This is a genomic window from Bacterioplanoides sp. SCSIO 12839 (assembly GCF_024397975.1).
Classification (GTDB): domain Bacteria; phylum Pseudomonadota; class Gammaproteobacteria; order Pseudomonadales; family Oceanobacteraceae; genus Bacterioplanoides.
Genome location: NZ_CP073745.1, coordinates 360,495 through 386,769 on the forward strand (window position 1 = coordinate 360,495; position 26,275 = coordinate 386,769).

Below are 26,275 nucleotides of genomic sequence, written 5' to 3' on the forward strand. Positions count from 1 at the left end.
GCAAACGCCGGCTTCTTTCATCGTATAACGACGACTTATTCCATGTTGGCAATTTCAGAAGCCAGTTCGTCAAATGACTTCTCGGCCTGGAACTTTTGCCACAGAGCACGTTCGTTGTTCATCGATGTTTTTAACGCCTGCTCAGCCAGCTGGTTCAGGGTGTCAGCGTCTAAACCAACCAGAACCACCATGCCGCCGCTTGGGGTTGGCATCTGACGGAAGATTTTAGAACCCACCAGGGTTTCTTTGGTGATCTGCTTGGTAACAGAGGTGTTAACACGATCAACGGTTTCGCTGTCGCCAGCACCGGTGGTTTCAGCGTACTGCTTGATCATGTTCTGAACTTCAACTTTCATGGTTTGTGCCAGTTCAACACGAGCCGCTGTCGCAGCCATTTGTTTCATGAAGTTAGGGCCAGCACCTGACTTGTCAGCATAACCAACAGCAGACAGATCAACGCCGTTAACCGGAGCGCCACATACCCACTCAGGAGCAGCCTGGCCAGAGCCGTCAGCAAAAACACAGCTGGCAACAGGTTGTTGTGGTGCAGGTTGGTTAGATGCACAAGCTACCAGTAAAGTCGCAGCGGCAGCAGCAAAAAGGTTACGAACCATCATTTTCCTCTCCTTGAGTGAAGCGGCAGTTTATTAAGAATGTCTTATCGAGAATAGCGAATGCTATGGCAAAATGCCACACAGATCTCTGTCTTATAAAAGGACGCTCCAATGCGCCAGAAGATGACCCGTTCTCTCATAAAAATTGCTTTAGTTTTAATCGCTTATATTGTCTCAGCGTGTACTCAGGTGCCAGTAAAGCAGGGGCAACCTGAATGGCTGCTGAACCCGGGGAATGGTGTTGTGGCGTCTTGTGGTTTCCACATCAAAGGACACTATGCACAGCAGGAGTGTGCGATCCAGCGTGCCCGTGAGCGATTGGCGGCCCGCCAGGGCGTCGAGGTGAGCAGTGTGTCGCAGCTAACCACCCGGGTACACAATGACCGGGAGAGTGTGACGCTGAACAAGGAAACACGGGAGAAGGTTAATCAAGTGACGGTTAAAGCAAGGGTCAGGGAAAGCTGGTATGACGCTCAGCGAGATGAATATTATGTCTGGGTGTTTGCCGAATAACTCAGACACCAATGAGCATATTAACGTTTAGCCGCCGCGCCGAAGGGCCATCCCTGGCCCTGCCGCGCTACCGAGGCATCCTGCCTCTGCTTTAAACGTTAATATCCCCATCGGCACTCATGTTCCATAAAGGATTAGTGCTGATGGCCACCCACACCATGGGCGTGTTTATGCGCAATTTCTTCCGGTGTGGCAGCACGCACATTCACAATATCCACATCAAAACGCAGCGCCTGACCGGCTAACGGATGATTGGTATCGACGTCCGCCATAAAACGACCAACCTTCACCACGGTAACCTGACGTGTGCCTTGCTCAGTTTCTACCCAAGCTACCATGCCTTTACGCCAGTTCGGCTTTTTAGCGGTGCCCGCGCCTTGTAGGTGCTTCACCGGGATACGCTGTTCGTTACCTTCTTTTCGTTCACCGTAAGCGTCTTTGGGCTCCAGTGTGAAACTCTGTTGTTCACCAGCTTCCATTCCTGTCACGGCCTTCTCAAAGCCCGGAATCATATTCTGGTGGCCCTGCAGATAAGCAACCGGGTCGCCGCCGGTCGATTGCGTACTTTCAATCAGATTGCCCTGGTCGTCGTACAGGCTGTAATGCAGTTGGACGACGGTATCTTTTGCGATTTTCATAATGATCTCCTGTTTTCGGCGCGCAGTATCGGTGTTGGTCGAGGTTCTGGCAATGCTCTTGAACTCTCTGATCGCGTCCCCATATCAGAACTACTAGATAAGTTTCAGGCTAACAGAATCAGGATTTAGCGATGACAACAATTGTATCCGTACGCCGTGGTGATGAAGTGGTAATTGGCGGCGACGGCCAGGTTTCTCTGGGTAATACCGTGATGAAAGGTAATGCCCGTAAAGTTCGCCGTTTGTACAACGGTCAGGTAATTGCTGGCTTTGCCGGTGGTACGGCGGACGCGTTTACACTGTTTGAAAAATTTGAAGCACAACTGCAAAAACACCATGGTCAGCTGACCCGCTCGGCGGTTGAGCTGGCCAAAGAGTGGCGCTCAGATCGAGCACTGCGCAAGTTAGAAGCCATTCTGGCGGTTGCCGATCACACGGCTTCTCTGATTATTACCGGTAATGGCGATGTGTTGCAGCCGGAAGATGACTTAATTGGTGTTGGCTCCGGTGGTAATTATGCATTGGCATCAGCACGTGCGCTGCTGGATAACACCGAATTAAGTGCCCGGGATATTGTTGAAAAAAGCTTAAATATTGCCGGTGAAATTTGTGTGTTTACCAACACCAATTTAACCATTGAAAGTTTAAATGCTAACGATGTAGCGGGAGCGAAATAATGAGTCAGATGACCCCGCGTGAAATTGTTCACGAATTAGACCGCCATATTATTGGTCAGAATAATGCCAAGCGTGCTGTCGCTATTGCCCTGCGTAACCGCTGGCGTCGTATGCAGCTGGACGCTGAGCTGCGCGATGAAGTGACGCCCAAAAATATTCTGATGATTGGTCCAACGGGTGTGGGTAAAACTGAAATTGCCCGTCGTTTAGCCAAGTTGGCGAATGCACCTTTTATTAAGGTTGAAGCAACCAAGTTCACCGAAGTGGGTTACGTGGGTAAAGACGTGGAATCCATTATCCGTGATTTAGTGGAAACCGGCGTAAAAATGCTGCGTGAACAGGAGATGGAAAAAGTCTCTATGCGCGCGGAAGAAGCCGCAGAAGAACGTATTCTGGATGCCCTGTTACCACCGGCACGATCCACTTCAACCAGCTGGGATACTACCGAAGAACCTAAGCCGGAAGATTCCAGCACCCGCCAGATTTTCCGTAAAAAATTACGCGAAGGTCAGCTGGATGATAAAGAAATTGAAATCGATATCGCCCAGGCGCCGAATGTTGGCGTAGAGATTATGGCACCTCCTGGCATGGAAGAAATGACCAGCCAGCTGCAAAACATGTTCTCTAACATGGGTGGCGAGAAAAAAACCACACGTAAATTAAAAATCGCCGATGCCAAAAAACAGCTGCGTGATGAAGAAGCGGCCAAGCTGCTGAATATGGACGAAGTGAAAGCCAAAGCCGTTGAGCTGGTTGAGCAAAACGGCATCGTCTTCCTCGATGAGATTGATAAGGTCGCCAAACGTCAGGAAAGTGGTTCTGGTGGTGATGTTTCCCGTGAAGGTGTACAGCGTGACCTGCTGCCATTAATCGAAGGCTGCACCGTCTCAACCAAATACGGCATGATCAAAACCGATCATATTTTATTTGTGGCATCCGGTGCGTTCCACCTATCGAAGCCATCCGATTTAATTCCGGAATTACAGGGTCGTTTACCGATCCGTGTGGAACTGGAAGCATTAACTCCGGGTGATTTTGAGCGTATTTTAACGGAGCCAAATGCCTCCCTGACACAGCAATATGTTGCCCTGATGGAAACCGAAGGGTTGGCTATTTCATTTGCCGATGATGCGATTAAACGTCTGGCAGAAATTGCCTTCGAAGTGAACGAAAGCACCGAGAATATTGGTGCTCGCCGTTTGCATACCATTATGGAGCGTCTGTTAGAAAAGATTTCTTTTGACGCAACCGATATGTCGCAAGCGGTAGTGATTGATGCCGCTTACGTTAACGAGCAGTTGGGTAATCTGGTGCAGGATCAGGATCTGAGTCAGTTTATTCTGTAAGGCATTTTTTACTCTCACTTACTCTACTTTGGCCCCCACGCTCTGCGTGGGAGCCAGACACAAAAAATGCCGCATTTGCGGCATTTTTTGTGTCTGGTGACTTTTATCTGGTAATTGTTGCATCAATCGATATCAGACTTTAAAGCGCTCGACTAACGTATTCAGTTCGCCACTGATATTTAACAGCTCGGCCGTTTGTGCTTCTGCCTTATCCATAATCCGGTCAATCTCATTACTGGAATTCACCACCTGAATAATATTGCCGTTAATTTCATTGGCCGCAGCACTTTGTTGCTCGACGGCTGATGCAATCCCCATGTTCATGGCTGAAATATTGGAGATTGAATCATGTATCCGGGCAATGGTTGCCGAGGCTTGTTGTGACTTTTCTGAGGTGGTTGAAGATGAAGCCGCGCTGCGCTCCATGGCCGATACGGCATCCGCAGCCTGATCCTGCAGGGCTGAAATCATTCGGTTAATCTCTTCGGTGCTTTCTTGAGTACGAGATGCCAGTGTTCTGACTTCATCGGCCACCACTGCAAACCCACGCCCTTGCTCGCCAGCCCGCGCCGCTTCAATAGCAGCGTTTAATGCTAATAAGTTGGTTTGTTCGGCAATGCCGCGGATCACATCCAGCACCGAGCCAATATTATTGGTTTCGTTTCTCAGTGCCTCAATGACCTGCTGAGAACTCTTGATATCACTGGCCAGTTCACTGATTTGTTGCTGGGTGCTTTGTATGATCGTCGTGCCGGATTTTGCATCATCATCGGCCTGACGTGCCGAATCCGCCGCTTGTTCCGCATTGCTGGCGACTTCGCGGATCGTTTGGGTCATTTCTTCGGAGCCGGTTGCGGCCATATCATTTTGTTGCAGCTGATGGCCGGTTTGTTTCTGAATGGTACCAGCGTATTCTGCGATTTGGGTGGCGCCGGCCGAAATGGTCTGGCTGGTATTTTTAACCTGACCGACCAGGTTCTGTATCTGCTCAACAAAATGATTAAAGGCTTTAGCGATGTGTGTGATTTCATCTTTGCCGTGGTCGGGTAATCGTTGTGTCAGGTCTCCTTCGCCACGGGAAATATCACGCATGGCATTTACTGCACTGGCTAATGGTTTGCGGATGCTGGCCGCAATCATCAGAATGCTAATGGTTAATAGCGCGATAATGATCAGGCTGGATGTAATCATGCCAGCAAGTCGTTTCTGAAACATGACTTCAACATCATCGATGTAAATTCCGCTACCAACGACCCAGTCCCACTGTGGGAAATGTTTTACAAAGCTGATTTTTTCTAATGCTTTGTCTGATCCGGCTTTGGGCCAAAAATAAGGCACAAAACCTCCCTGAGCATTTTTCAGAGCGGTTTTCACAATTTCCTGATACACATACAGACCATTCGCATCCTGCAGGTTACTCATGTTTTTGCCTTCCAATTCTGGCTTAGGGCCATGGGCAAGCACTGTGTGATCGGAATTATTGATCCAGAAATAATCATTATTGCCGTAGCGCAATTTTTTAACCGCAGCCATCGCATGCTGCTGAGCATCGGTTTGAGAGAGGCCAGTCGATTGTAGATCGTAATAGTGCTGAATCAGGCTGTATGCCGTTTCCACCTGTTGTTGCACCGTTTGTTGGCGGGCTTCAAGCAAGTGACTGCGGCTATTTGTAATATCAATGATTTGTACCGCGATAACACAACCGATAGAAACAGCGAGCAAAAACCAGAGCCTAGCCTGAATCGAAAAAGAACGTAACCAGTCCATTCAGAAATTCTCCATTAAAAAAGTATGGTTATATAAGTATAGGACGTTTTTATGAGGTTTTTTGTCATTCCAGGCCATTTACGACCAATGCCTGATAACGCATAAGAGGGATTAAGAGAAAAAGCCAGGTTTTGATAAAAACCTGGCTATGGTTTGATCAGACGGTGAAACGACTGACCAGATTTTTTAATGTTTGGCTTACCGTAGATAACTCCGCCGTTTCAGCTTCAGCGGTTTGCATGGCGCTGTTGATGCCCTGGGTGGAATGAACTACCTGGGCGATGTTGCCATTGATTTCATTCGCCGCCACACTTTGTTGCTCCACGGCTGAGGCAATGCTGAGGTTCATCTCGGTAATGGTTGATACCGCGCCACTGATGCTGGCAATCGTCTCTGCGGCTTGCTGTGACATGTCAGATGTTTTCTCTGAGCTTTGTGCGCTGTTTTCCATGGAGGTAACGGCCTGAGCTGCCTGCTCTTGTAATCGGGAAATCATATTGTTGATTTCTTCGGTACTCTCCTGGGTACGTGATGCCAGTGTGCGAACTTCATCGGCGACCACTGCAAAGCCCCGGCCTTGCTCGCCAGCCCGAGCCGCTTCAATCGCGGCATTCAGCGCCAATAAATTGGTTTGTTCGGCAATACCTCGAATCACATCCAGTACCGAACCAATGCTTTCCGTTTCATTGCGCAGGCTTTCAATTACTTCCTGAGAATTGCGCATATCCTCAGCAAGACTGGTTATCTGTTGTTGTGCCTGCTGCATGATGTTGGTGCCTTTTTTTGCATGTTCATCGGCTTCCCGGGCTGAAGCGGCGGCGTTTTCTGCATTACTGGCAACATCACGGATTGTTTGTGTCATTTGTTCTGAGCCGGTGGCGGCCATGTCCGTTTGTTGTAATTGGCTGTCGGTCAAGGCACGAATTTCCTGGCTGCATCCAATGATGCGCTCACTGTTACCGGAAACATGGCTGCTGGTGTCCTGCACCTCGAGAACCAACTTCTGAATCTGTTCAACAAACTGATTAAAGGATTGTGCAATCGCGGTAATTTCATCCTTACCGGCTGCCGGCAGTCGTTGTGTTAAATCGCCTTCTCCCTGAGCAATTTCATGCATGGCATTTGAAATACGGTATAAGGGTTTACGAATACTGCTGGAAATCAGCATCATAATTGAAGCCAGTAAGGCGATAATTAACAGGCTGGTGATCACCATGGAGGTTAGATTTTCTTGAAATGCTACGGCGACGTCATCGATATAAATGCCGCTGCCAATGATCCAGTCCCACTGTGGAAAATGCATTACGAAGCTGAGCTTTTCAACCGGAATATCAGATCCGGCTTTAGGCCAGAAATAACTGACAAAATCACCGCCTTTATTACGTTTTGATGCCTTAACAATTTCCTGAAACAGATACAGGCCGTTCGGGTCCTGAATGTTGTTAACGTTTTTGCCCTCCAGGGATGGCTTTACGCCATGAACCACGACAACCGGGGTGGAGTCGTTAATCCAGAAATAATCGTTGTTGCCGTAACGCAGCTCACGAATAGCGTCTTTTGCCAGGCGTTGTGCTTCCAGCCGCGGCATACCTTGCTGTTCCAGCTTGTAGAAATGTTGTATCAGGCTATAACTGCTTTCGACCTGCTGCTGAACTGTGTGTTGTCGGGCTTCCAATAAGCGATCATTGTTATTGCTGATATCGATCATCTGTACCGCTAAGATGCACAGAACGGATGTTGCCAGTGATAGCCCCAGTCGTACGCGGATGCTAAAAGAGCGCAGCCAATTCATCTTAAAATTCCTCCACAAACTGTGTGTGGTTAAAAAGTAATCATTTCAGTGTAGTGTATATTTTTTGGACGAATTGCTGCCTGAGACTAAATAGTTAGAATTCATTAGAATATGCAATTCATTTTTTGGAGCTGAAATCATGATTCCATCGTCAATCAAGGTGCGTAAAAGCAGTCGTTGCATCGAGCTGAGTTATCACGACGCAAAAGAGCACCAAGATAATACGTATCAGCTTAGCTTCGAATTGCTTCGCGTTTATTCCCCGTCGGCAGAAGTGCGTGGCCATGGAGTTGGTAATGAAGTGCTGCAGTTTGGCAAAAAAGACGTGGTATTGCTGAGTATGGAACCTGCTGGCAACTATGCCCTGAAGTTGGTTTTTGACGATGGGCACGACTCAGGGTTATATGATTGGAAATACCTCCATCATTTATGCCTGAATCAGGAAGAGCTGTGGGCGGATTACCTGCAGCGCCTGAAAGAGGCCGGGCAAAGCCGGGAGTCGACCGCCATTAACTTTAGAGCACTATAAATCCTTTCTGGTTATACTGTAGCCATCATTCACCGGTCGGCTGTACGTACTTGTTGTTAAACGTCTGTTCCGGCCTACGGACATCTCCGAAATCAGGATTCCATGACAAAAAAGTCAAAGCCTTCTCAAGCCTCCCAGGGCTTTAAAGACCCAAATGCCGCCGTCGAAGCGCAACGCTACGACAACCCGGTTGCCAGCCGTGATGCACTGCTGATGCTGCTGGAACAGCAGGGTCATCCAATGACACATTCCGATGTGTGTGCCGCATTAGGCGAAACCGATGAAGAGCGGGTTGAAGCCCTGCGTCGTCGTTTGATTGCGATGTCGCGTGACGGCCAGCTGATCTCCAACCGTCGTAATCAGTTTATGCCAATGAGCAAAGCGGATTTAGTGACGGGTATGGTGATGGGCCACCGTGATGGTTTTGGCTTTGTGCTGCGTGACGGTGGCGACGATGTGTATCTGTCGAATCGTCAGATGGGCAAGGTGTTTCACGGTGACAAAGTGGCGGTGCAGATTCTTGGCTTAGATCGTCGTGGTCGCCCGGAAGGCAAAGTTGTTGAAGTGCTGGAGCGTAATACCCAGCAGATTGTTGGTCGTTATTTTGACCAGGCCGGTGTTGGTGTCGTACAGCCAGATAACAAGCGCGTCAGCCATGAAATTTTAGTGCCTCCGGCAGGTAGAAACAAAGCTGAACACGGTCAGTTTGTGGTGGTTCAGATCACCCAACAACCACGTCCGGGTGCCTTACCCATGGGTGAGGTGATTGAAGTGTTAGGCGAACATTTAGCGCCGGGCATGGAAATCGACGTAGCCATTCGCAGCCATAATATTCCGGCGGAATGGCCAGAAGAAGTGGTGACCGAGGCGGAAAAATTACCGGAGCAAGTCAAAGCTGCGGATAAGAAAAATCGCATCGATTTACGTCATCTGCCGTTTGTCACTATTGATGGTGAAGACGCGCGCGACTTCGATGACGCGGTTTATTGCGAGCCGAATAAAAACACCGGTGGTTGGCGTTTATTCGTGGCCATCGCAGACGTATCACACTACGTCAAAGTGAAATCAGCCTTAGATGATCACGCTTATGAGCGTGGTAATTCGGTGTATTTCCCGGGCTTTGTTGTGCCCATGTTGCCGGAAAAATTATCCAACGGTTTATGTTCATTAAATCCGGAAGTGGATCGTCTGGTGATGGTGTGTGAAATCACTATTTCGGCGGCCGGTAAATTATCCGGCTACAAATTTATGGAAGGCCTGATTCATTCCCATGCACGGTTAACTTATAACAAAGTGTGGGGCATGTTGCAGAAGCCATTAACCGAAGATGGCAAAGCCTGGCGCAAGCATTATCGTCCGATTGTTCCGCATTTAGAAAATCTTTATAAGCTGTTTAAGCTGCTGCGCAAAACCCGTGAACAACGCGGTGCAATGGATTTCGATTCGGTCGAAACCCGCATCGTATTCGACGCCGAGCGTAAGATTCAGGAAATTGTGCCAACCGAGCGTAACGACGCTCACATGCTGATTGAAGAGTGTATGTTGGCGGCCAACGTGTGTGCGGCCGATTTCTTCCAGCGTTACGATATCCCGGCATTATTTCGGGTGCACAAAGGCCCGAGTCAGGAGAAGCTGGAAAATTTATACAGCTTCCTCGGCGAGTTAGGTTTGTCGCTGCATAAAGGCAAAGAAGTTTCGCCAAAAGATTATCAGGCGTTGTTGAAACAAATTGAAGACCGTCCGGATTCACATTTAATTCAAACGGTATTATTACGCTCATTATCTCAAGCGGTTTATGATCCGGAAAACGAAGGCCACTTTGGTTTAGCCTATAAAGCCTATACGCATTTCACATCGCCGATTCGTCGTTACCCGGATTTATTGGTACATCGTGGTATTCGTCATGTGATTCGCAGCGAGATTGAATGTCGCCATGTGCGCCGTGTGGAAGACGCCAAACCGATGCAGAAATGGCGGATTTATCCATACGACACGGCGCGTATGATCAGCCTGGGTGAGCATTGCTCCATCACCGAGCGTCGTGCTGACGATGCCACCCGCGATGTGATGGATTTCCTCAAGTGTGAATATATTCGCGATCATATTGGTGGTGAATACGAAGGTGTCATTTCTGCCGTCACCGGTTTTGGATTATTCGTCGAATTAAAAGATATTTATGTGGAAGGTCTGGTGCATATTTCCACGCTGCAAAACGATTATTACCAGTTTGATGCGGTAAAACATCGGTTAGTGGGTGAACGCACCCGTCGTAGTTTCCGCTTAGGCGATAAGCTTTGGGTTCGCGTGGTGGATGTTGATCTGGATGATCGTAAAATCGACTTTGAATTAACCACTGCACCTATGAATAAAAACCGCCGGAGTGCGGCTGACCTGCCGACCCCGACACGGTTACCGCGTAGACGTGGTGCTGAGGGAGAAACTGAGGAGCTATTGCCTGGTAAAAAAGAGCCTGGTAAGAAAGATTCGGGTAATAAATCAGGTTCAAAACCACGCCGCTCACAGCGTGACAGCTTTAAAAAAGCACAGGCGGATAAAACTTCAGGTCGTCGTGCGGCGAATGACTCGGATGACGATGGCAAGCGTTCTGCGAAAAAGCCGGCGGCGAAAAAAAGCGCCAGCAAAAAGCCAAGCAAGCGTCAGAAGCTGAATGCTAAAAAAGCCGGTGCCAGCACCAAAGCTAAAACGGCTAAATCAAAGCCAAAAAGTGGCAAAAAGACGGCTCGTAAGCCCCTCAAGAAAAAGTAGTTCGTTTTAATTAACGAATTCAAAATAGCAGGGATCAAGTCGTAGAGAAGAAGTCAGTGTTTTTCAATAGCAGCAACAGGATGTTGCGGTAGCGCGGCAGGGCCAGGGATGGTCCTTCGGCGCGGCGGCTGAAAAATACTGGCTTTTTCTCGCTAAGAACAGAATCAAGTTGGGCTATTGTTTGATAGCCGGAGAATTAAAATGAAATTAGAAGCCGTTTATGGCTTACACGCCGTCACCACGTTATTACAACGCAGCGCCGATCAGGTTGTTGAGGTGTGGGTATTAAAAGGCCGCCAGGACAAACGTATGCAACGTGTACTGGAATTGGCCGAAGAACAGGGTTTATTAATTCGTGAAGCCGATAAAGGCTTAATGAACCAGAAGGTCGATGGCAATCATCAGGGTATTATTGCCCTGCGTAAGCCGGTACAAGGCATGAGTGAAAAACAACTGCCGGACGTGCTGGATAAAATCGAAGGTCATCCATTTATTCTGATTCTTGATGGCGTGACCGACCCACATAATCTGGGTGCCTGTATTCGTACGGCTGATGCCGCCGGTGTGCATCTTGTAATTGCACCAAAAGATAAATCCGCACCGCTTAATGCTACAGCGGCTAAAGTCGCTTGTGGTGCGGCAGAAACCGTTCCTTATATTCAGGTAACCAATCTGGCGCGTACCATGAAAGAACTTCAGGGGCGTGGCATCTGGATTGGTGGCACCGCCGGTGAAGCCGAGCAAAATATCTACCAGCAAAATATGACTGGCCCATTGGCACTGGTAATGGGCGCGGAAGGCCCAGGCATGCGACGTTTAACACGCGAGCATTGTGACTTTTTAGTGAATATTCCAATGGCGGGTGAAGTCAGCTCGGTGAATGTTTCCGTGGCTACGGGGATTTGTTTGTTTGAAGCGGTAAGGCAGCGTGGCTCGCTGTAAGCTTCGAATTATCTATTCCTAAATAGCGCCTTTCTGGCGCTATTTTTTATATTTCGGGTTGGCGATCAATTAATATCAATATGCTTTCTCTATAAATTGATTATTATTAATTTAAAGGATGCCATGGTTAAAATATCTATAATTTCAGTTCGATGCCCTGAATACGTATCTGAGGATGGAGATCTTATAAATTGTCTTGTGCGTTCAAGCCATATTAAAGGTGAGTATCCATTTACAGCCTACCGGTATGATTGCGAGGATCATGGGAGAGAAATTTGGCATCGATGCAATTCTGAAGAGTTCGGCCCCGTAAAGCCCTATGAGGCTGAAGCTAGTTTGTCAGTAGATGATTCGATATTTCAGCTGCCTGAAGAGTACAATGAATTTGCTAGATTTCTTGATAAGGTTAATGAAGAAAACTCAAAGAAATCATTTCTAAGTATGGGGATTTTGTGGGCATCTAAGCTGGATTATCTAATGTCAGAGTTGCTAGATGCCTATTTCAATATTAATCCTTCCAAAAAGAAAAGTTATAAAACTTTGAATGATAAGGTTGATGCTTGTGGTGATTTAAATCTTGGTATATTTCCAAGCTCTATGAAGCGAAGATTCGATAATATAAGGGTTGTTAGAAATAAATTGGCCCATGAGTGGGATTTATCTATAAAAGATAGAAAGTTTAAAGAAGCTCTTAAAGATTTGTATGAACAAGATCATTCTGCAACCTTCGAATTTATTGAAGATTTAGACTTTCTTCTGCAAATGATACTAAGTGGTTCTTGCTCTATAGCTGCTATGGAGATTAAGAATAAAATTGAGTACTTTAAGTCCAAGGTTTAATAAGTATGAGGTTGTTCAACCCAGTAGCTTACACCTCAAGCCCCAACGGTTATACTCCCCGCTTCATTCAAGGGGGCGCTATGAAAATCTGGCTATTGCTACTGTGCTTTTTATTCTCGGGCGTACAAGCCGCTGAAGTTGACCAGTTTACCGGTATCAATCATCTGAAAGACAGCTCGGCGGTGATCGAAGCCGAAGTGAATCGCCGCATACAGCTGGCGATAGATAAAGCCAACTCACATTACCCTCAGCCACAACAAAAGAAAAAACTGCATCACCGCATTCGCCCCCAATGTGACGTTGAACGATTATATGGCCAGCTCCAGGCACAACTGGCCCAGTCATTGGTCGGACAGGTCGAAATTTTTGCCGAAGAATCACCGCAGGTTGATAAGCGCCGGGTGACATTTCAGCAGTCGGTTTATCGGGATTTTGAACGCCTGGATGCCCCCAGCCTGGTGATGAGTGAACGGGTGGCAGCGGTCATTCGTGTTAATCATGTGTACCTGGGTACCGACAAGCTCGGGCACTTTTTTACCGAAGGCAATACCTACTTTGAAATCACAGATCGCATGAGTCGAGGTGTCGAAGCTGGGTTATTGTATGGCGAGTGGTCGGAATCGTTATATTTTGGTGCGCAAACCACCGGCGTGTATTCATACGCAGATCTGGTGGCAAACTTTAACGGCTTGCGTTTCTGGAATCGTATTTTAGCCACCCATGCGGATCCACTTAAAGGTGAGTATCAGGCACCTTATATTGCATGCAGCAATAAACGTTGGGTGTTTAACGAACGCTTCAGTTTTGATGATTACGTCGATTATGGCTGGGATGAGAGCATTAACTGCTCAGCAATGCGCACAGAAAAATTATTACAACAATTCAAGCAATACCAGCCACAGTGTGATGGCGGCAAGGTACCGCGTCGATACGGCGATTATTCGCGTCGTATTATTAATCGTGATGATTTTAAAGTGCTGCCGTATGACCTTCAGCCTGAGATTATTGTCTCGAGGCGCTCTTATGTGCATGAGTGGAACTTGCCTGGCTGGGTAGCTGAAACCATTCATGAGATACGGTTAGATTTAGAAATCTGGCGGGAAGGCAGCCCGGACTAATATCCGGGCGATGTTCTGTTTACCGGAAGCGTAGCTTGGCGGTTAACTGCAGGTAACCGCTGTCTTCCAATTCGAGCGTTCCCCGTTCTCCGCTTTCGTTGTCCAATTCCAGCTCCTGACCAAATTGCATACCCGCTTCGGCACCAAGCCACAGTGCTCGGAAAGCATTAAATTCAGCACCAAAGCCAAACCGGAAAGCTTGCTGCTCAAAGTCGAAGGTTTCGTCTTTATCCCCCTGATTGTAGACGTGCCAGCTACCACCCTCCGGGGTGAGTTTGGCAAAATAATGCTGGCGTGCTGTGGGCGCAAAACTCAGACGTGAATAAGGAAAACCTAATATCACGCTTAAATATTTACCGCTTTTGTAGCTGTAATTAACCAGAGGGACCAGCTTTCCTTCACCAAAACGGTGTGTGTAAGCTGCACCCAGGTTGTAGCCATGGCCTTCAACGCTGCTGGTATATTGAATGGCTGCGTTCGCTGCCAGGTCGTCATTACCGATATATTCCAGAGATGACTTTACGCCGGGTGAGACATTAAACACCCAGCGGGAGTTATTATCGTTCTGGATTAAATAAGTAATCGGAACATTAATCTCATATAAGCGCTGTTTCAGGTGGTTATCGTCTGAGTTGCGTCTGACGGCTGCCGCCTCATCAAAACGGAATTCCCGTTCCTTTAATACAAAGTTATACACCCATAAGCCGCTATCGATTTCACCAGAGGTTCCCAGTGGCAGCTTTAAGCTGGTATCCAGTTGAACTGACTCTGGTGCCTCGACGGATGGAATATTGGTTATTTCGGATTTATCAAAATAGGTGAAAATTAAATGACCTGACGATGGCTTAGGTACAAAATTTTCATCTTCGGATGTAATTGTCTGGGTCGTTCCCTTGGTGCTAGTTGCCTTTGTTGCTGGCGTGTCAGCCGTGACATAAGCAGCCTGAGTGATCAGCGTTAAGCACAGTGAGGCGGTGGTAATGGCTTTCATGATTCTTCCTGCAATGAGTCGCTCCGCCGTCAGGATAACCACTGTCGGCGGATAAGTTAAGGTCTGGGCTTCGTGTCTGAGGCTTAGGTCAGAAGTTGAAGGCAGGAGTTCAGTTCAGAGCAACCCCAGCGCCTGAGCTTTAGCGCTTAACTCATCGCGGAATTGTGGATGTGCTATGCCAATTAAGGCTTTGGCGCGTTGCGGCAAAGACAGCCCTTTCATATCAACACAACCGTATTCGGTAACCACAAACTGAGTGTCCATACGTGGGTCCGTTACTGCACCCCCTTGTAACTGCGGCACAATTCGGCTGAGTGTTCCTTTTTTCGCGGTGGAATGCAGGGCAATAAACGAGCGGCCGCCGTTTGATGAATAAGCGCCACGAACAAAATCCAGTTGACCGCCAGTGCCGGAGAAGGGATGCCCGGCTAATTGCTCGGCGTTAATCTGGCCGGTTAAATCGACTTCAATCGCCGCATTCACCGACACCATATTACGGTTTTTCTGAATGATATTCGGGTTATTCACCCAGGAAGCCGGGTAACCGACAATCGACGGGTTATCGTCCATAAAGTCATACATGGCTTTATCACCCAGTGCCAGAGTGAAAACATGTTTGTGTTGCATCCAGTTTTTTAATTTGCCATTCATTACGCCCGCTTTAATTAAATCTACCATCGCCGGACTGAACAACTCAGAATGTAATCCTAGGTTTTTGTGCTGGGTTAAAAAACTGAGCACCGCATTCGGCACACCACCCACGCCCATTTGTAAGGTGTCGCCGTCGTGAATACGACCGACAATTTGTTCGGCAATTAACGCATCGGTACGGCTTGGCGGCTTAGCCGCAATTTCGATGAGAGGTGTATGATTTTCAACAATGGCGTCTACTTCGGAAATATGTACCGAACACTCGCCAAAAGTGCGCGGCATATTTTCGTTCACCTCAACAATCACACGTTTGGCTTTACGGATGACGCTGGCGCCATAATCGGCATTGGTGCCCAGGCTGAAATAACCGTGTTTATCCATTGGCGACACCGTCACCATAAAACAATGCGGCTCAATGGTTTCGGTTAATAACCGGCCGACCTGATGAAAGGTGGCGGGGACAAATTCGAGCATATTGCGCTGCGGTAACTTTTTTAGTGCGGCGCGGTCATGGCCACTCATAAACAGCGGACGTGGTGTCACCTGATCAGCCAGCTCCGGCACTAGTAAGGTGTCGCACAGCGCCTGAGTGCCATGCATATAATAAAGATTGATATGTTCCAGCTTGCGTTGTGTTAACGCGGTAGCAACCCCCTGCATCAGTGCTGGGGGCATGGCGACACTCATACCCAGAATCAGGTTGTCGTGGCTGTTAAGAAAACTGGCCGCCTGTTCGGCTGAGGTGAGCTTTTGATCGTAGAGGCTGGCAATATCCATCTGCGGATTCCCGGTAACTGAGAGAGAAATTAATTAACTCCAGTCACTTTAGCAGTACCTCATGTACTGTCCATGAACACTGTGTGACAGTTTCATGAGGTGCATCAAGGGCGGTTCAGATGGCTGACAAATTCAACATTGTTGTCAGCCATAGGCCTGAGTTATTGCTCAGTGTTAATACCCCTCAGTGCTATTACAGTTTTTGTGCCATCAGCAAAGCAACCACCAATAAGCAAATACCGGTAAAGCTATCGAGCATCTGCCAGTGTTTCGGTTCACTGAGTTTCGGGCGTAATAATTTGGCCCCGGCGGCAATGGAAAAAAACCATAAAGCGGATGCACAACCGGCACCCACAATAAACCAGCCGGGTAAGGTTTGTTGTGCGCCAACACTGCCAATTAATACCACGGTGTCCAGGTATACGTGCGGGTTGAGCAGGCTGATCGCCAGCACCTGGCCGACGCTGCGCCACGGGCTGCCTAATTCGACCCCTTCGTTGGTGGTCAGGCTGCCGCCGCCTTGCCAGGCACGGTAAAACGACTGGCTGCTGAGCCACAATAAAAACACCACGCCCATCAGGGTGATCGCCGGAATCAGATCAGGCATCCATTGCTGAATGGTGCTGATGCTGTAAACGCCAATGGCAATCAACGAAATATCCAGCGACACACACACGCTGGTAATTACCCAGGGATGTTCACCCCGCAGGCTTTTATTCAGCACCCAGGCGTTCTGGGCACCAATCGCCACAATCAAGCCGAGGGTGACTAAAAAGCCGGTGCTGAGAACAGTGATGATTTGGCTGAACTGAGATTCCACGACGATGCCTTAGGGTTAGTTTTGAAGGGTTAGTGCTGAATTGCGTGAACAATAGGGTGAGCGCTATCATTAATCCAACTCATAAATTTAATGGGATATTAGTTAATCTTATGATGGACTATCGCGCCCTTGAGGCACTGTCGGCGGTGATTGAACATGCCGGTTTTGAAAAAGCCGCTCAGGTGCTCAACATTTCACAATCGGCGGTCAGCCAGCGTATTCGTCAGCTGGAGTTTAAGCTGGGGCAGCCGGTGCTGTTACGTACATCGCCACCACGGTTAACTGAGCTGGGTCGTAAACTCAGTAACCATCTGCAGCAGGTGAAACAATTAGAGCAGGGTTTGCAGGCCAGTGATGAGCCTGCAACGGAGCTGAATATTCGCTTAGCAGTGAATGCCGATTCGATTGATACCTGGCTGGCGCCGGCATTAGCCGCGTGTGCTGACAGTCAGAGGATGAATTTTGATCTGGTGATTGAAGATCAGCGAGTGGGCCTGAAACGTATGAAAAACGGCGAGGTGATGGCGTGTATCTGTGAGAGCGCTCAGCCCGTTAATGGCGGCCTGGCTCAGGCGTTAGGCACCTTGCGCTATCGTGCTCTGGCCAGCCCGGAATTTGTTGCGCATTATCGCGATGCTGTGACACCCAGCAAGCGCCAATACTCTGATCAGCCTTATCAATGGTTACAGCAGGCACCGTGTTTACGCTTCAGTGGTGATGACCAATTGCAGCATCAGTTTTTGAATACCCTGAACTTGCAGGCGCCGCGGCGGATGCAACGGGTGCCATCCAGCGGTGGTTTTGTGCAAATGGCGCTGGCCGGATTAGGGTTCGGGATGATTCCTGAGATTCAGGTCAGAGAGTATCTGGCCAGTGGAGAGCTGGTGGATGTTGCACCGGAAACCGTGCTCGATATACCGCTGTACTGGCATTATTGGCAAACTGAAAGCGATTACATGGCGCAGTTGCGCCATGCCATTGTTCAGCGGGCGGCTCAGCTGCTATTGCCGCTGTAATGGTGAGCCGTTATCGGTTAATTCTTTATACGGAGTCACAAAATTATCGTGGATAATATCTTTATGGTCGGCACGCATTTTATCCATGTGTGTCAGGTATACCCGGCCGTGGATAATATCCAGATAACCCGCCGCTTCTAACTTTTTTAACTCGCGGTTCAGGCTTTGGCGCGCGGTACCCAGCATGCGAGCCAGTTCATCTTGCGATAAATCCACATAACGTCCTGTCTGATCCTGGCCGGTGTGGGTGTGGTAGCCACGACACAAAATACTGATCAGGCGCTTAGACAACGGCATGGCGCGCGCTTCGACTAATAATTCGTAGAGGATTCGCACCTGCCGATTAAATTTATGGCACAACTCGTAAGCGTAAGCCGGGTACTCATCAAACAGGTTGGTAAATTCATCGCCGGGTAACACCCGAACCACACAATCGGTCAGGCACTCCACATTGTAGGCACTGGGCATGCCGTCGAGCATCGCTGTATCGCCAAAAATATCGCCAGGTGTGAGATTCGATAAAATAATCTCCCGGCCATCTTCGGTGTATGACGAGATTTTAGCTTTGCCCTGAGTAATCCGGTACACCTCACTGACGGTTCTTCCCTGAAAAATCACGATATCCCCGGCTTTGTAATGACGGGAAGAAGAGAGATGCCAAAGCCTTGCCTGATGTTCGTCATTCATTCCTGAAATCGGATCGTTCACGTGCAGAAGTGGTTTCATGATTTGGGCTCGCGGGTCAGTGACTGGAGCGGCGCTTATGCTGCTCTGTCGACTATTGATATTCGAATCATAACATGGCCCGAATTGATACACCATTTGTCAGTCACAAATGTGACAGACGGTGTGCTTTGTTGTTTGCCATGATCGCGACCAAATTTGGTGGCCGTGTTGTCTGGCCGCCAGCCATAGATCATTTGGTGCACCCGCACCGGCATAAACATAACAAAGCAGGGTGAAAAAATGGCTGTTAAAGCTTTTGCAAAATTGCCGCTGGTTCTGGCCATCAGCAGCGCCGCTTCGGTGCAGGCTGTTGAGTTCAATTTCGGCGGTGTCCAGGCTCAATGGGATAACACCGTGAGTTACGGTATCGGCTGGCGTACAGAAAAGCCGTTGGACGAGCAGGTAACCGAGGGAAATGGCGAAGCACTGGGTCTTCGTGGTGAAGCCTCATCATACAACTTTGATGACGGTACGCTGAACTACAAAAAAGGTGACGTCTACACTCACGTCGCTAAGTGGACCACCGAGCTGGAACTGCAATACGACAACTTCGGTGCGTTATTCCGTGGTCGTGCGTATTACGACACCGCCATCATGGATGAAACTCCGGAATTCAAAGACTATATCGACGAAACCAAAGAAAAAGCCGGTAAAGACTTTGAGTTATTAGATGCTTACGTCTGGGGCGATTTTTATCTGGGCGATACTCCGGTGAATGTTCGTGTGGGTCGTCAGGTGATCAGCTGGGGTGAAAGCACCTTTATTCAGGGTGGCATTAACAGCATTAACCCGGTGGATGCGTCGGCATTCCGTAAGCCAGGCGCTGAAATTAAAGAAGGTTTATTGCCGGTTGAGATGCTGTATACCTCGATTGGTTTAAGCGCTGACGTGAGCTTGGAAGCTTTCTATCAGCTGCGCTGGGAAAAAACCAAAGCCGATCCATGTGGTACTTTCTTCTCGACCGCCGATTTTGCCGCGGATGGTTGTGGCCCGGTTGTATTGAATATTACCGGTGATGAGCGTGATGCGCTGGCCGCTCACGAAGCTACTCAGGTGGGTACACCTGAGAATACCTGGCAGATTCCGATCGCTCAGCGCTTAAGTGACGAAGAGCCAAAAGACTCAGGCCAGTACGGTGTAGCCATTCGTTGGTACGAAGCAGAAGTGACCGATACCGAGTTTGGTTTTTATTATATGAATCTCCATAGCCGTTTACCGGTCATTGGTGGTGTGCTGGCTAACCGAGATTTAATTGGTGCGATCTACCAGCAAAGTGACTTATACCCTAATCCAAATCCTGTCATTAATGGCAACTTCCCATCGTATCGTATGGAGTTCCCGGAAGATCAGAAAATCATGGGTGCCAGCTTTGCGACCTCGGTGGAAAGTGGCGCATCGATCTCTGGTGAAGTGAGTTATAAGCCGGATACGCCAGTGCAGTGGAACTCGCTGGAAACTCTGGTAGCAGGCCTGGGTGTTCCAACGTCACGTTTGTACCAGCAGCGTCTTGCTGATCATGTTGCTAACGGCGGCGATAAAAGCAACTTCTTTGGTACCGAATTTGAGTCTTATGACCCGCTGGATATCTGGCAGGCTCAAATGACTTATATCCAGACCATTGACCGTATTATGGCGGCCGATCGTCTGGCAATTGTTGCCGAAGTGGGTGTTAACTACATTCCCGATCTGCCAAGTCTGGATGAGGCGCGTTATGGCCGTAACGGTGCCTATGGCTTAGGTGATAACCAGGGTATCTGGACTGCAGAGCAAGGTAATCCGGATACCGGTTTAGATAACTGTGTTGAGGGACCGGGTGGCAATGTGACGCCTAAGAACTGTAACGACGAAGGCTATACCGATAAGTGGTCTGGTGGTATTCGTATGCGTTCAACTCTGAGCTATAACAATGCCTTTGCTGGCCTGAATGTTTTGCCTCGTTTGTCGGTCGCTTACGATCAGGGTAATGGCCCTGAACCAGGTTCTCAGTTTATCGACGATCGTTTAACAACAGGACTGGCGGTTGAGTTTGTTTACCAGAACACTCTGTCGGCAGAAATTGCCTACACCAACTTCAGCGGTGGTAAGTACAACGTGCTGAAAAACCACGACAACATTAACTTATCCGCTAAATATTCTTTCTGAGGCAGTATCAATGGCTAAATTAAGCACATTTACAAAACTGATTGCCGCCGCTTTGGTCAGCCAGAGCGTATTGGCAGCAACACCAGAGCAACTGGGTAACGAACTGACTCCCATTGGTGCTCCCAAAGCCGCTCAGGGTGATATTCCTGCCTGGGACGGTGGTTTAACCACAGCGCCAGCAGGTCATAAACTGGGTGCTAACCTGCCGAATCCGTTTGCTGATGAAAAACCTCTGTTTGTCATCACCGCAGAAACGGCTGAGCAATACCAAGAGAAATTAAGCGAAGGTCAGCTGGCGATGTTTAAGCGCTACCCTGATTCTTACCGCATTCCGGTATACCCAACTCACCGTACTGCCGCTTACCCACAAGCGGTTTATGATGCGACCAAAACCAATGCGACCAATGCCCGTTTAACCGAAGGCGGTAATGGCGTTGAAAACATGGTTGAAGGTGGCGTGCCATTCCCGTTCCCGGAAAATGGTTTAGAAGCGATCTGGAACCACATCGTACGTTATCGTGGTGGCAGCCTGGTGCGTACTTCGGTACAGGTAACGCCACAGTCAGATGGTACTTACACCCCGGTTCGTTTCCGTGATGAATATACTTTCCGTCAGAATCTGGAAGGTCTGGACCCAACCAAAGATAAAAACGTACTGTTCTACTTTAAGCAGGATATTTTATCGCCAGCGCGTTTAGCCGGTAATGTATTGCTGGTACACGAAACACTGGATCAGGTAGAAGAGCCTCGTCGTGCCTGGGTATACAACGCCGGTCAGCGTCGTGTGCGTCGTGCGCCACAGGTTTCTTACGACGGTCCGGGTACGGCGTCTGATGGTATGCGTACCACCGATAACTTCGATATGTTTAACGGTGCTCCTGACCGTTATGACTGGAAGTTAGTCGGCAAGCAGGAAATGTACATTCCGTACAACTCTTACAATATCAACAGCAGTGAACACAGCTATGACGACGTGGTGAAAGCCGGTCACGTGAATCAGGATCTGGCACGTTATGAACTGCACCGTGTGTGGAAAGTAGAAGCCACGCTGAAAGAGGGCAAGCGTCACATCTACGCCAAGCGTACCTTCTATATCGACGAAGATACCTGGCAAATTGCCGCAGTGGATCACTTCGATGGTCGCGGCGAGCTGTGGCGTGTTGCTGAAGCACACAACATGATGTTCTACGATTATGTGGTTCCTTACTTTGCGTTTGAAGCTCTGTATGACCTGAACTCTGGCCGTTATCTGGTATTGGGTCTGACCAACGAAGAAGAAAACGCTTATGACTTCGGTGTGAAGCGTAGCCACAAGCAATACACACCATCGGCTCTGCGTCGCTCTGGCCGTCGCTAAGCTGGATGAAAAGATTTGACGATCTTTTGGCCGCCCTTATGGGCGGCTTTTTTTTGCCTGCCGTTTACTCAGGCTTCGTCATAAACTTATGATGGCAATGCCTGCAAGCAGGTTCAAAATACGGGTATGACATGGCAAACAGGAGAACACAGTGGAATTTGCCTGGTGGAACGATTTATTAGCACAGAATTACGATTGGTTCTGGGATGTCAGCATTGCGCTGACCATTACGCTGGCTGCCGGTTTGGCGTGGCGAATTGCCCGAAAGCGCATTTTATTGCTGGCGGAAAAAACCCGAAACCGCTGGGATGACGTGGTGATTGATGCCATTGGCATTCCCATTAACTGGATTATTTTTGCCATTGGTATGACCTGGGTGGCGGATATTTCAGCTCGTCACTTCTCTTCAGAAATTGTCACCAGTATTCCGGTGGTGCGCCAATTATCGCTGATTATTCTGGTGGCCTGGGCCATCTGGCGGTTAATTAACCGGGTCGAACATCGTCAGATTGATAAAGGCGCGGATCCAACCACGGTGCAGTTGGTGGGTAAGGTCGCTAAATTAACGGTCACCGTGCTGATTGTGCTGCCGGTTTTTCAACTGCTGGGCATTTCTATATCCGGCATTCTCGCTTTTGGTGGTGTTGGCGGTTTGATTGTGGGCATGGCCGCAAAAGATCTGCTGGCTAACTTTTTTGGTTCCATCATTGTTTATCTGGATCGTCCGTTTAAAGTTGGTGACTGGATTCGCTCTCCGGATCGCTCGATTGAAGGTACTGTTGAGAGTATTGGCTTTCGGGTGACGTTAATTCGTACGTTCGATAAACGCCCTTTGTATGTGCCGAACTCGGTGTTCACTAATATTTCGGTAGAAAACCCATCACGCATGTTAAATCGTCGCATCTATGAAACCATTGGCGTGCGTTATCAGGATTCGAAAAAGCTGCCAGCCATTATTAAGGATGTTCAGCAGCACTTGCGTCAGCATCCGGATATTGATGCTGAGCAAACGCTGATTGTGAACTTCAACAGCTTTGGTGCTTCCAGTCTCGACTTCTTTGTTTATACCTTTACTAAAACCACTGACTGGATTGAGTATCATGAAGTGAAACAAAAAGTGTTATTGGAAATCCTCGATATTATTCATCAGCACGAAGCTGATTGTGCTTTCCCAACAAGAACCCTGCAGGTGGAAACATTACCACCTGAACTGTTGGCGAAATAAGGAATTGATTTAATGTCTGCTTTCGAAAAATTGATTAAACACTCGAAAAAAGTTTCTAACTTCAGCCACTTGTCTTCGATTTGTGGTTGGGATCAGGCATCCATGATGCCTGCTGGTGGCGCACAAGCCCGCTCTGAAGCCATGGCGGAATTGTCGGTACATATTCACGGTTTACAAACTCAGCCTCAGTTAGAAGAGTGGTTTAACGACGCTGAAAATGAAGCGTTAACTACCGAGCAACAAGCCACGCTGTGGGAAATGAAACGCAGCTGGCAGCAGGCTAATGTTCTGCCGGAAGCTTTGGTTGAAGCACAATCATTAGCGGGTTCTAAGTGTGAACACGCCTGGCGTACTCAGCGTAAAGAAAATGACTGGGTTGGTTTTGAAAAGAACTGGGCTGAGGTCGTTAAGTTATCCCAGGAGGAAGCGCAGATTCGCTCTGATGCGACAGGCCTCTCTCGATATGACGCCATGTTGGAAATCTACGAACCGGGCACCAGCAGTGCATCATTAGATATCGTATTCGACGATGTGAAAAGCTGGCTGCCTGAGATGATTGATCAGGCGATTGAAAAGCAAGCGTCAGAATCCTTTGTAGCACCGAGTGGTAACTATCCAACGGAACAGCAAAAAGCGCTGGGGCTGGATGTGATGAAGCTGCTGCAGTTCGATTTTAATCACGGTCGGCTGGATGAAAGTGTGCATCCGTTTTGTGGTGGTGTACCGAGCGATGTGCGTATTACCACGCGTTACAGCGAAGATGAGTTTGTTCAATCATTAATGGGCATTGTGCATGAAACCGGCCATGCCCGTTATGAGCAGGGGTTGCCAAAACATCTGGCGGGCACTGCCGCCGGTGAAGCGCGTTCGATGGGTATTCACGAATCCCAGTCGTTATTTTTTGAAATGCAGTTAGGTCGTAGCCCGGTGTTTATCGAACATTTGGCGAAGTTATGTGGCCAGCATTTCATAGGCAAAGATAGTTCTGTATTCGCAGTCGATAATCTTCAAAAGATTTATACCCGGGTGAAAAAGGACTTTATTCGTGTTGATGCCGATGAATTAACCTATCCGACGCATGTGATTCTGCGCTACGAAATCGAGCGTGACCTGATGAATGGTGTGATCTCTCATAAAGACGTCCCGGAATTATGGGATACAAAAATGCAGCATTATTTAGGCTTAAGCACGACGGGTAATTTCCGTGACGGCTGTATGCAGGATATCCACTGGACTGATGGTGCCTTTGGTTATTTCCCGAGTTACACCTTAGGTGCGATGTACGCAGCTCAGTTTATGGCCAGTATGCGTGAAACCGTTGATGTGGAAGCAGCGATTCGTTCTGGTGATCTGATGCCAATCTTTAGTTGGCTGCAGGATAAGTTGTGGAGCAAAGGCAGCTTATTAACCACCGACGAGTTGGTAAAACAAGCAACAGGTGATGTGTTGAATGCCAAGCACTTTAAAGCGCATTTGCAGCAAAGATATTTAAATAAATAACCGACGAAAAAATTATTAAAGAAATCTGAGCCAGCGCTAAGCGCTGGCCAGGTATTTTTCGGTCTCTTCCCAAAGCTCTTTAGCCAACTTACGACTACGCGCTTTTTTACTGCAGCGATGCACTTTCTTTTTATAAAAGTATTTGCCGTTTAATGCTTTCACCGCTGGGTCTTCTGCCAGATACACAATGGTTTCAGCCGCTTTTGCGGGAGACAATAAATATTGTGAGATAAAATCAGCAACCCGCTGGTTTAAATCACGGCCTAAACCAGTGTTCACCACGCCGGGATGGAAGCTGGTGATAGTAATGCCCGTGTTGGCATAACGCTTGGCAAACTCTCGGGCGAACAAAATATTGGCGAGTTTGGACTGCCCATACCCCCAAATAGTGCCGAAATAAGGCAATTTGGCGTATTTGGGATGAGTAAATGAGTCGGGCTTCATACCACCTGCCCAGTGCGCATCGGACGCGGTAACCACAATGCGTGGGTCTGCCGATTGTTTGAGGTTTTCCAGTAATAAATGGGTTAGCTGAAAATGCCCCAGATGAGTGGTGGCAATCATGGATTCGTAACCACCGTGGGTCATGCGGTAATACCGGCCACTGAATAGGCCAGCATTTAACGCAAGAATATCAATGGTTGGCATCAGCTGCTGAATTTCCGGAGCTGCAGCACGGACACTGGCAAAGTCACTGAGATCCAGCGCCAGGGCGAGGGCTTCACCGCTGCCGGTTTGGTTCAGCGAATCGACGGCCTGTTGCAGCTTTTCCGGATTCCGGGCAATAACCAGAACGCGATAACCTTTATTGCAGAAGTGCTGAGCCGCCGCCAAACCAATACCGCTGCTGCCACCGGTGATAATCACATTTTTCATGCTTGCCCCCGTTTTTTATGATTGTTTTAAACGTTGAATATTGGGTTGAATATTTGAGTAGCAGGCTAGCACAGAAGTTTTTCAGCCCCTATTTTGCCCCCGGCGGTTAAGCACCTTTACCGGATAAGGGCTATATGATAAACCCTGTCGGTTTACTCATAATGTATAAGGCAATCAACCATGGCCAATGATATACGCAGTGTGCTGCATACGTTTAACGAGGCGTTTTCGAACCAGCGCCTGGATGAAGTGATGGAATATTTTGCCGATAATAGTGAATTCCGTGAAATGAATGGTCACACGGCTCGTGGTAAAGACAAGGTACGTAAAGCCATTAAAACTGTGTTCAGTGGAACGTATGGCAAATTAACCTTTACCGAAAAAGCCATGCTGGTTGATGAGCAAAATAACACCGCAAGTTTTGCTTGGTATTGCCAACATGACATGCTGCCGGTTGAAGGTATGACATTTGCCCAAAAATGCATTGCGGCATTCATTAAACTGCGGTTTGGCAAGTCGTTCCATTGGGAAGGCATGGATTATTTTGTATTTAACGACGACTTAAAAATTGTCAGCAAGCAGAGTTATGGCCGTGCTGCCATTCCTAAATTTATTCGTGGTTCTGCACCCCGTTAATGTGTTAAATATTGAG

At 48.3% G+C, this 26,275-nt stretch carries 23 protein-coding genes; 14 read left to right on the forward strand and 9 right to left on the reverse strand.

The genetic code is table 11. The features are described from left to right. Positions 1–35: 35 nt before the first annotated feature. Positions 36–617 (reverse strand): LPP20 family lipoprotein, encoded by a 582-nt coding sequence (locus KFF03_RS01755; protein ID WP_255858558.1) that lies wholly within the window; start codon positions 615–617, stop codon positions 36–38. 108 nt (positions 618–725) lie between these two features. On the opposite strand from KFF03_RS01755, the gene KFF03_RS01760 reads away from it, so the two are divergent. After that, positions 726–1,127 carry an LPP20 family lipoprotein gene (locus KFF03_RS01760; protein WP_255858559.1) on the forward strand — a complete coding sequence of 134 codons (402 nt, stop codon included), beginning with the start codon at positions 726–728 and terminating at the stop codon, positions 1,125–1,127. Positions 1,128–1,261: 134 nt separating this feature from the next. On the opposite strand, the gene KFF03_RS01765 is transcribed toward KFF03_RS01760, so the two are convergent. Next, positions 1,262–1,765 (reverse strand): peptidylprolyl isomerase, encoded by a 504-nt coding sequence (locus KFF03_RS01765; protein WP_255858560.1) that lies wholly within the window; start codon positions 1,763–1,765, stop codon positions 1,262–1,264. Positions 1,766–1,896: 131 nt separating this feature from the next. On the opposite strand from KFF03_RS01765, the gene hslV reads away from it, so the two are divergent. Together hslV and hslU are read left to right on the forward strand one after the other, a co-directional pair. Continuing rightward, on the forward strand, positions 1,897–2,442 hold the full coding sequence (hslV, locus tag KFF03_RS01770) for an ATP-dependent protease subunit HslV (protein WP_255858561.1): 546 nt from the start codon (positions 1,897–1,899) through the stop codon (positions 2,440–2,442). Next, positions 2,442–3,788 carry an ATP-dependent protease ATPase subunit HslU gene (gene hslU / locus KFF03_RS01775; RefSeq protein WP_255858562.1) on the forward strand — a complete coding sequence of 449 codons (1,347 nt, stop codon included), beginning with the start codon at positions 2,442–2,444 and terminating at the stop codon, positions 3,786–3,788. The genes hslV and hslU overlap by 1 nt, the downstream gene beginning before the upstream one ends. A 132-nt stretch (positions 3,789–3,920) precedes the next feature. Here the strand turns inward: hslU and KFF03_RS01780 are convergent, their stop codons facing one another. Next, complete coding sequence (locus KFF03_RS01780; protein ID WP_255858563.1) at positions 3,921–5,555, reverse strand: methyl-accepting chemotaxis protein; 1,635 nt, start codon at positions 5,553–5,555, stop codon at positions 3,921–3,923. A 157-nt stretch (positions 5,556–5,712) separates the two neighbouring features. Beyond that, positions 5,713–7,347: a methyl-accepting chemotaxis protein gene (locus KFF03_RS01785; protein WP_255858564.1), complete on the reverse strand. Its 1,635-nt coding sequence runs from the start codon at positions 7,345–7,347 to the stop codon at positions 5,713–5,715. A gap of 139 nt (positions 7,348–7,486) precedes the next feature. On the opposite strand from KFF03_RS01785, the gene KFF03_RS01790 reads away from it, so the two are divergent. The 5 genes from KFF03_RS01790 (at position 7,487) to KFF03_RS01810 (ending at position 13,542) form a co-directional block, all read left to right on the forward strand. Beyond that, positions 7,487–7,876: a gamma-butyrobetaine hydroxylase-like domain-containing protein gene (locus tag KFF03_RS01790; RefSeq protein WP_255858565.1), complete on the forward strand. Its 390-nt coding sequence runs from the start codon at positions 7,487–7,489 to the stop codon at positions 7,874–7,876. Positions 7,877–7,978: 102 nt separating this feature from the next. After that, complete coding sequence (gene rnr, locus KFF03_RS01795; protein WP_255858566.1) at positions 7,979–10,642, forward strand: ribonuclease R; 2,664 nt, start codon at positions 7,979–7,981, stop codon at positions 10,640–10,642. Between the two features lie 201 nt (positions 10,643–10,843). Then, on the forward strand, positions 10,844–11,584 hold the full coding sequence (rlmB, locus tag KFF03_RS01800; protein ID WP_255858567.1) for a 23S rRNA (guanosine(2251)-2'-O)-methyltransferase RlmB: 741 nt from the start codon (positions 10,844–10,846) through the stop codon (positions 11,582–11,584). Positions 11,585–11,707: 123 nt separating this feature from the next. Then, the gene (locus tag KFF03_RS01805; protein WP_255858568.1) at positions 11,708–12,424 is read left to right on the forward strand and encodes a hypothetical protein; all 717 of its coding nucleotides are present in this window, start codon (positions 11,708–11,710) and stop codon (positions 12,422–12,424) included. An 80-nt stretch (positions 12,425–12,504) separates the two neighbouring features. Then, positions 12,505–13,542: a hypothetical protein gene (locus tag KFF03_RS01810; RefSeq protein WP_255858569.1), complete on the forward strand. Its 1,038-nt coding sequence runs from the start codon at positions 12,505–12,507 to the stop codon at positions 13,540–13,542. A 19-nt stretch (positions 13,543–13,561) separates the two neighbouring features. On the opposite strand, the gene KFF03_RS01815 is transcribed toward KFF03_RS01810, so the two are convergent. From KFF03_RS01815 to KFF03_RS01825, 3 genes are all read right to left on the reverse strand, one after another. Continuing rightward, positions 13,562–14,533 carry a DUF6268 family outer membrane beta-barrel protein gene (locus tag KFF03_RS01815; RefSeq protein ID WP_255858570.1) on the reverse strand — a complete coding sequence of 324 codons (972 nt, stop codon included), beginning with the start codon at positions 14,531–14,533 and terminating at the stop codon, positions 13,562–13,564. A gap of 114 nt (positions 14,534–14,647) precedes the next feature. Further along, positions 14,648–15,961 (reverse strand): acetyl-CoA hydrolase/transferase family protein, encoded by a 1,314-nt coding sequence (locus KFF03_RS01820; RefSeq protein ID WP_255858571.1) that lies wholly within the window; start codon positions 15,959–15,961, stop codon positions 14,648–14,650. Between the two features lie 193 nt (positions 15,962–16,154). Beyond that, on the reverse strand, positions 16,155–16,781 hold the full coding sequence (locus tag KFF03_RS01825) for a LysE/ArgO family amino acid transporter (RefSeq protein WP_255858572.1): 627 nt from the start codon (positions 16,779–16,781) through the stop codon (positions 16,155–16,157). 110 nt (positions 16,782–16,891) lie between these two features. Here KFF03_RS01825 and KFF03_RS01830 point away from each other — a divergent pair, with 110 nt between their 5' ends. Beyond that, positions 16,892–17,797, forward strand: coding sequence for a LysR family transcriptional regulator ArgP (locus KFF03_RS01830; protein WP_255858573.1), 906 nt, complete (start codon positions 16,892–16,894; stop codon positions 17,795–17,797). Here the strand turns inward: KFF03_RS01830 and KFF03_RS01835 are convergent. Next, positions 17,783–18,523 (reverse strand): Crp/Fnr family transcriptional regulator, encoded by a 741-nt coding sequence (locus tag KFF03_RS01835; protein ID WP_255858574.1) that lies wholly within the window; start codon positions 18,521–18,523, stop codon positions 17,783–17,785. The genes KFF03_RS01830 and KFF03_RS01835 overlap by 15 nt on opposite strands. A gap of 240 nt (positions 18,524–18,763) precedes the next feature. On the opposite strand from KFF03_RS01835, the gene KFF03_RS01840 reads away from it, so the two are divergent. The 4 genes from KFF03_RS01840 to KFF03_RS01855 all read left to right on the forward strand — a co-directional run bounded on the left by KFF03_RS01840 (position 18,764) and on the right by KFF03_RS01855 (position 24,747). Beyond that, positions 18,764–20,665 carry a DUF1302 domain-containing protein gene (locus KFF03_RS01840; protein WP_255858575.1) on the forward strand — a complete coding sequence of 634 codons (1,902 nt, stop codon included), beginning with the start codon at positions 18,764–18,766 and terminating at the stop codon, positions 20,663–20,665. A gap of 10 nt (positions 20,666–20,675) precedes the next feature. Continuing rightward, entirely contained in the window at positions 20,676–22,022 is a 1,347-nt protein-coding gene (locus tag KFF03_RS01845; protein ID WP_255858576.1) for a DUF1329 domain-containing protein, read from the forward strand. Positions 22,023–22,173: 151 nt separating this feature from the next. After that, a complete protein-coding gene (locus KFF03_RS01850) occupies positions 22,174–23,247 on the forward strand; it encodes a mechanosensitive ion channel family protein (RefSeq protein ID WP_255858577.1) in 1,074 nt (357 codons plus the stop codon). Positions 23,248–23,259: 12 nt separating this feature from the next. After that, on the forward strand, positions 23,260–24,747 hold the full coding sequence (locus KFF03_RS01855) for a carboxypeptidase M32 (protein ID WP_255858578.1): 1,488 nt from the start codon (positions 23,260–23,262) through the stop codon (positions 24,745–24,747). A gap of 36 nt (positions 24,748–24,783) precedes the next feature. Here KFF03_RS01855 and KFF03_RS01860 read toward each other — a convergent pair whose 3' ends face one another. Next, the gene (locus tag KFF03_RS01860) at positions 24,784–25,623 is read right to left on the reverse strand and encodes an SDR family NAD(P)-dependent oxidoreductase (RefSeq protein ID WP_255858579.1); all 840 of its coding nucleotides are present in this window, start codon (positions 25,621–25,623) and stop codon (positions 24,784–24,786) included. Positions 25,624–25,803: 180 nt separating this feature from the next. Between KFF03_RS01860 and KFF03_RS01865 the strand changes: the two genes are divergently transcribed. Continuing rightward, the gene (locus tag KFF03_RS01865; RefSeq protein ID WP_255858580.1) at positions 25,804–26,259 is read left to right on the forward strand and encodes a nuclear transport factor 2 family protein; all 456 of its coding nucleotides are present in this window, start codon (positions 25,804–25,806) and stop codon (positions 26,257–26,259) included. Positions 26,260–26,275: the final 16 nt, after the last annotated feature.

Excerpts from the sequence above, each read along its gene's own strand:
- KFF03_RS01755 (WP_255858558.1), bottom strand. The coding sequence starts at position 617 with ATGATGGTTCGTAACCTTTTTGCTGCTGCCGCTGCGACTTTACTGGTA.
- KFF03_RS01760 (WP_255858559.1), top strand. The coding sequence starts at position 726 with ATGCGCCAGAAGATGACCCGTTCTCTCATAAAAATTGCTTTAGTTTTA.
- KFF03_RS01765 (WP_255858560.1), bottom strand. The coding sequence starts at position 1,765 with ATGAAAATCGCAAAAGATACCGTCGTCCAACTGCATTACAGCCTGTAC.
- hslV (WP_255858561.1), top strand. The coding sequence starts at position 1,897 with ATGACAACAATTGTATCCGTACGCCGTGGTGATGAAGTGGTAATTGGC.
- hslU (WP_255858562.1), top strand. The coding sequence starts at position 2,442 with ATGAGTCAGATGACCCCGCGTGAAATTGTTCACGAATTAGACCGCCAT.
- KFF03_RS01780 (WP_255858563.1), bottom strand. The coding sequence starts at position 5,555 with ATGGACTGGTTACGTTCTTTTTCGATTCAGGCTAGGCTCTGGTTTTTG.
- KFF03_RS01785 (WP_255858564.1), bottom strand. The coding sequence starts at position 7,347 with ATGAATTGGCTGCGCTCTTTTAGCATCCGCGTACGACTGGGGCTATCA.
- KFF03_RS01790 (WP_255858565.1), top strand. The coding sequence starts at position 7,487 with ATGATTCCATCGTCAATCAAGGTGCGTAAAAGCAGTCGTTGCATCGAG.
- rnr (WP_255858566.1), top strand. The coding sequence starts at position 7,979 with ATGACAAAAAAGTCAAAGCCTTCTCAAGCCTCCCAGGGCTTTAAAGAC.
- rlmB (WP_255858567.1), top strand. The coding sequence starts at position 10,844 with ATGAAATTAGAAGCCGTTTATGGCTTACACGCCGTCACCACGTTATTA.
- KFF03_RS01805 (WP_255858568.1), top strand. The coding sequence starts at position 11,708 with ATGGTTAAAATATCTATAATTTCAGTTCGATGCCCTGAATACGTATCT.
- KFF03_RS01810 (WP_255858569.1), top strand. The coding sequence starts at position 12,505 with ATGAAAATCTGGCTATTGCTACTGTGCTTTTTATTCTCGGGCGTACAA.
- KFF03_RS01815 (WP_255858570.1), bottom strand. The coding sequence starts at position 14,533 with ATGAAAGCCATTACCACCGCCTCACTGTGCTTAACGCTGATCACTCAG.
- KFF03_RS01820 (WP_255858571.1), bottom strand. The coding sequence starts at position 15,961 with ATGGATATTGCCAGCCTCTACGATCAAAAGCTCACCTCAGCCGAACAG.
- KFF03_RS01830 (WP_255858573.1), top strand. The coding sequence starts at position 16,892 with ATGATGGACTATCGCGCCCTTGAGGCACTGTCGGCGGTGATTGAACAT.
- KFF03_RS01835 (WP_255858574.1), bottom strand. The coding sequence starts at position 18,523 with ATGAAACCACTTCTGCACGTGAACGATCCGATTTCAGGAATGAATGAC.
- KFF03_RS01840 (WP_255858575.1), top strand. The coding sequence starts at position 18,764 with ATGGCTGTTAAAGCTTTTGCAAAATTGCCGCTGGTTCTGGCCATCAGC.
- KFF03_RS01845 (WP_255858576.1), top strand. The coding sequence starts at position 20,676 with ATGGCTAAATTAAGCACATTTACAAAACTGATTGCCGCCGCTTTGGTC.
- KFF03_RS01855 (WP_255858578.1), top strand. The coding sequence starts at position 23,260 with ATGTCTGCTTTCGAAAAATTGATTAAACACTCGAAAAAAGTTTCTAAC.
- KFF03_RS01860 (WP_255858579.1), bottom strand. The coding sequence starts at position 25,623 with ATGAAAAATGTGATTATCACCGGTGGCAGCAGCGGTATTGGTTTGGCG.
- KFF03_RS01865 (WP_255858580.1), top strand. The coding sequence starts at position 25,804 with ATGGCCAATGATATACGCAGTGTGCTGCATACGTTTAACGAGGCGTTT.